The organism is Tepidiforma sp. (assembly GCF_034432735.1).
Classification (GTDB): domain Bacteria; phylum Chloroflexota; class Dehalococcoidia; order Tepidiformales; family Tepidiformaceae; genus Tepidiforma.
This window is the reverse complement of the sequence record NZ_DAOUBJ010000098.1, coordinates 1-3,987: the sequence shown is the minus strand read 5'-3', so window position 1 is coordinate 3,987 and position 3,987 is coordinate 1. Positions and strand designations below refer to the sequence as shown.

Genomic DNA, 3,987 nt, shown 5'->3' with positions numbered 1-3,987 from the left:
GACCATCGTCCGCGCCGCCGTCCTGGCCCTGCTTCCGGTGGTGGCCATCATCGTCTCGTGATCAGCCACCAGCATTTCCCCACCCAGTTCGCCCCCGCCACCACCATGGGGCCCGTCATCGACGAAAACCCGCTCGCCAAAATCGAACGCGACCTCGAGCGCGGCAAACAGGAGGCCCGCCTCCCTACCCCCCAATCGGGCGAGTGAGCCCTGTCCCAGCTAGCCAGCGAGCCAGAGAATCACGCTTCACCCGACCTCGCCAGCTCCTCCTGTCCGAGGAACCCCCACACCTCGATGGGCAGCTTGTCATCCCTGGAAGGCAAGGTTATGCTCGTGCAGACATATCGCCGGGGGTGCTCCTACCATGACGTCGGTCGCCGGAAAGCCCGCAGTCGCAACCTACCAGCAATTCATCGATGGCCAGTGGGTCGATGCCATCGACGGCGCGACCTTCACCCGCACGAGCCCCTACGACGGCTCGGTCGTCGGCATCTACCCCAACAGCGGCATCGAAGACGCCCAGCGCGCCATCCTCGCAGCCCGCCGCGCCTTCGACGAAACCAACTGGCCAACCTCCCCCGCTGCCGACCGCGCCCGCATCCTCCGCAAAGCCGCCGACCTCCTCGCCGAGCGCGCCGATACCTTCGCGACCAACATCGCCGCCGAGGTGGGCAAACCAAAGACCATGGCCCTCGCCGAAGTCATGGCCACCGTCGATGTCCTCCAGCTCTTCGCCGCCAAAGCCCTCAACCTCAAAGGCGAATCCTTCACCCAGCAGATCCCCGATGCCATCGGCATCGTCGTTCACGAGCCCGTCGGCGTCGTCGGCATCATCACCCCCTGGAACTTCCCCCTCCTCCTCATCTCCTGGAAGATCGGCCCCGCCATCGCCGCCGGCTGCACCATGGTGGCCAAGCCATCCCACTACACCCCCGGCTCCACCCTCCTGCTCGCCCAGCTCCTCGCCGATGCCGGCCTGCCCAACGGCGTCTTCAACGTCGTCACCAGCGAAACCGACAATGGCGCCCTCGTCGGCCAGCACATCGCCGCCTCCGAGCTCGTCGACAAAGTCGCCTTCACCGGCTCCACCGCCAGCGGCAAAGCCGTCATGCGCGCCGCCGCCAACAACGTCAAAAAAGTCTCCCTCGAGCTCGGCGGCAAATCGCCCAACATCGTCTTCCCCGATGCCCCCATCGATGCCGCCGTCGCCGGCGCCTTCTTCGGCATCTACCTCAACAGCGGCCAAGTCTGCCAGGCAGGGTCCCGCCTCCTCGTCTCCAACCGCATCAAAGACGAATTCGTCGGCAAACTCACCGCCCTCAGCCAAACGCTCAAACTCGGCGACCCCTTCGACCCCGCCACCACCATGGGGCCCGTTATCAACGAAAACCAGCTCGCCAAAATCGAAAGCTACCTCGAGCGCGGCAAACGGGAGGCCCGCCTCCTCACCGGCGGCTCCCGTGCCACCGAACCCGGCCTCGAAAACGGCCTCTTCGTCAAGCCCACCATCTTCGACGAAGTCCCCAACCAGGCCACCATCGCCCGCGAAGAAATCTTCGGCCCAGTCCTCTCCGTCCTCACCTTCGACGACCTCGACGACGTCATCCGGACCGCGAACGACACCATGTACGGCCTCGCCGCCGCCGTTTGGACAAAGAACCTCGACGTCGCCCTCAAGGTCGCCAAAGGGCTCCGGGCCGGCACCGTCTGGGTCAACGCCTACCACAGCACCGGGCTCTACAACATGCCCTACGGCGGTTACAAGCAGAGCGGCCTCGGTCGCGAACTCGGCGACCTCGGGCTCGAAGAGTACCTCGAGACCAAATCCATCCAAATCAAGCTCCAGTAGCCCACCGTCCATTCCGCACACCGGCCCATGGCCGCTCCAGCCGTGGGCCGAACCCCAGCAGGCCGGCCGCCGCGCCGCCGCCCCACCATCGCCCCCTTGATCGCCCCATCAATTGATCCAGGCGAAGACCGGCAGCGGCGCCAGCGGCGCCCACATCTCGAAGCGAATCTCCGTCACCCGCCCAGCCCACTGCTCCAGCGTCCCCCTCGCATAGGCCGCCTCGGCACTCTGGAGCGCCCCCGGCACCGCCTCCGCATCGGCGAACACATACCCCACGAGCACCTCGCCCTTCGGCGCTCGTGCCACCGTCACCGCCACCACCCCCGGCACCGCCCGCGTATCGCGGGCGTGCACCTCCCGGGCCCACCGCAAAAACGCCTCCAGGTGTTCCGGGAGCGGGCTCGCCCGCATCACCAGCACCGGCCGCTCGCCCCAGCTCACCGCAACCGCTCCACCAGCCGAGCGATCAGCTCCTCGCTCGCACCCGTATCGAAACGAGAATCCACCACCACCGCCGGACAGCCGAACCCCTCCACCCGAGGCGCCATCCGCTCGTACACCTCCAACCCCGCCTCCGAAAACCCCTCCCGCGGCCGCGCCAACCGCTCCCGCACCACCTCGGGCGGCGCCGTCAACCGCACCGCCACCACCCCACCCGCCCGCTCGCCGAGGCGAACGAACCGGCGCCGATCCCGCACCGTCAGGTTCGTCGCATCCACGATCACCACACGGCCCTGCGCCAACCCCTCCGCCACCAACTCCTCCGCCCGTGCGAACACCGCACCATGCTCCGCCGGCGTATACGCCGGCCGCGGGAAAAGCGCCCGCCGAACCGCATCGCTCTCCACGTGCAGCCCACCAAGCCGCTCCGCCAGCCGCCGCGCCAGCGTCGTCTTCCCCGTCCCCGGCAAGCCAGAGAGCAGGATCAACACCCCACCGCTATCTCCCCAATTGCCGCTAACCACCCCCATATGCTAGCGTGAAGGCGTAGAGACGACAGGAAAAGGAAGACAGAGAACAAGGTTGCTGACGAAAGAGCGCAAGTCCGAACTCATCCAACAGTTCGGCACCCACCCCACCGACACAGGCTCGCCAGAGGTACAGGTAGCCATCCTCACCGAGCGGATCAAATACCTCACCGAGCACCTCAAAGCCCACAAGCACGACTACCACACCCGCCGTGGCCTCCTCAAGCTCGTCGGGCAGCGTCGCCGGCAGCTCCGTTACCTCAATAGCCTCGACGTCAACCGCTACCGCCAACTCATCGCTCGCCTCGGCCTCCGCAAATAGCGGAGGCCTTTCGCTTGCGTGGGGTCCGCAACCGCCCCACCACCGCCTTCCTCACCTGCGTCCCGCCATCGCGGAGCCCCCGCGAAACGGGCACCGTGGCCCTTCACCCCACGGCCACTCCAGCAGTTGAGAAAAAACACACCAGTTGACCACCATGAACGACCCACGCACCTACGAAATCGAAATCGGGGGCAAAACGCTCACCATCCAGCACGGCATCCTCGCCCAGCAGGCCAACGGCGCCGTCACCGTCCGCCTCGGCGATACCGTCGTCCTCGTCACCGTCTGCATGGCCGAAGCCCGTGAAGGCATCGACTTCTTCCCCCTCACCGTCGACTACGAAGAGCGCCTCTACGCCGTCGGCAAAATCCCCGGCGGCTTCCCCCGTCGCGAGGGCCGCGCCTCCAACGAAGCCATCCTCGCCATGCGCCTCACCGACCGCCCCCTCCGCCCCCTCTTCCCCAAAGGCTTCCGTAACGAAGTCCAGGTCATCGCCACCACCCTCTCCGCCGACCGCGAACACCAGCCCGACACCCTCATCACCATCGGCGCCTCCGCCGCCCTCGGCATCAGCGATATCCCCTTCAACGGCCCCGTCTCCTCCGTCCGCGTCACCCGCCTCGACGGCCAATACATCGTCAACCCCACCTTCGACGAAGCCGAGCGCGGCGACCTCGATATCGTCGTCGCCGGCACCAAAGACGCCGTCGTCATGGTCGAAGCCGGCGCCAAACAGGTCGCCGAAGACGTCGTCCTCGAAGCCATCGAAATCGCCATGGAGGCGAACCGAAAAATCATCGCCCTCCAAGAACGAATCGCAGCCGACGTCGCTCCCGTCAAAAAGCCCA

The 3,987-nt window shown here is 66.6% G+C and carries 5 protein-coding genes and 1 pseudogene; 4 read left to right on the top strand and 2 right to left on the bottom strand.

Annotated features, from left to right (window positions below; genetic code table 11):
- Positions 1 to 57: 57 nt before the first annotated feature.
- Both VAE53_RS09260 and VAE53_RS09255 read left to right on the top strand, forming a co-directional pair.
- Positions 58 to 207: a hypothetical protein gene (locus VAE53_RS09260; protein WP_322819092.1), complete on the top strand. Its 150-nt coding sequence runs from the start codon at positions 58 to 60 to the stop codon at positions 205 to 207.
- A 157-nt stretch (positions 208 to 364) separates the two neighbouring features.
- Entirely contained in the window at positions 365 to 1,849 is a 1,485-nt protein-coding gene (locus tag VAE53_RS09255; RefSeq protein ID WP_322819091.1) for an aldehyde dehydrogenase family protein, read from the top strand.
- Positions 1,850 to 1,957: 108 nt separating this feature from the next.
- On the opposite strand, the gene VAE53_RS09250 is transcribed toward VAE53_RS09255, so the two are convergent.
- Entirely contained in the window at positions 1,958 to 2,290 is a 333-nt protein-coding gene (locus VAE53_RS09250; protein ID WP_322819090.1) for a hypothetical protein, read from the bottom strand.
- Positions 2,287 to 2,814 (bottom strand): ATP-binding protein, encoded by a 528-nt coding sequence (locus VAE53_RS09245; protein WP_322819089.1) that lies wholly within the window; start codon positions 2,812 to 2,814, stop codon positions 2,287 to 2,289. Before VAE53_RS09245 ends, VAE53_RS09250 begins: the two co-directional genes overlap by 4 nt.
- 58 nt (positions 2,815 to 2,872) lie before the next feature.
- Between VAE53_RS09245 and rpsO the strand changes: the two genes are divergently transcribed.
- A complete protein-coding gene (rpsO, locus tag VAE53_RS09240) occupies positions 2,873 to 3,139 on the top strand; it encodes a 30S ribosomal protein S15 (protein WP_322819088.1) in 267 nt (88 codons plus the stop codon).
- 154 nt (positions 3,140 to 3,293) lie between these two features.
- A pseudogene (locus VAE53_RS09235) lies at positions 3,294 to 3,987 on the top strand (polyribonucleotide nucleotidyltransferase); the annotation flags it as partial.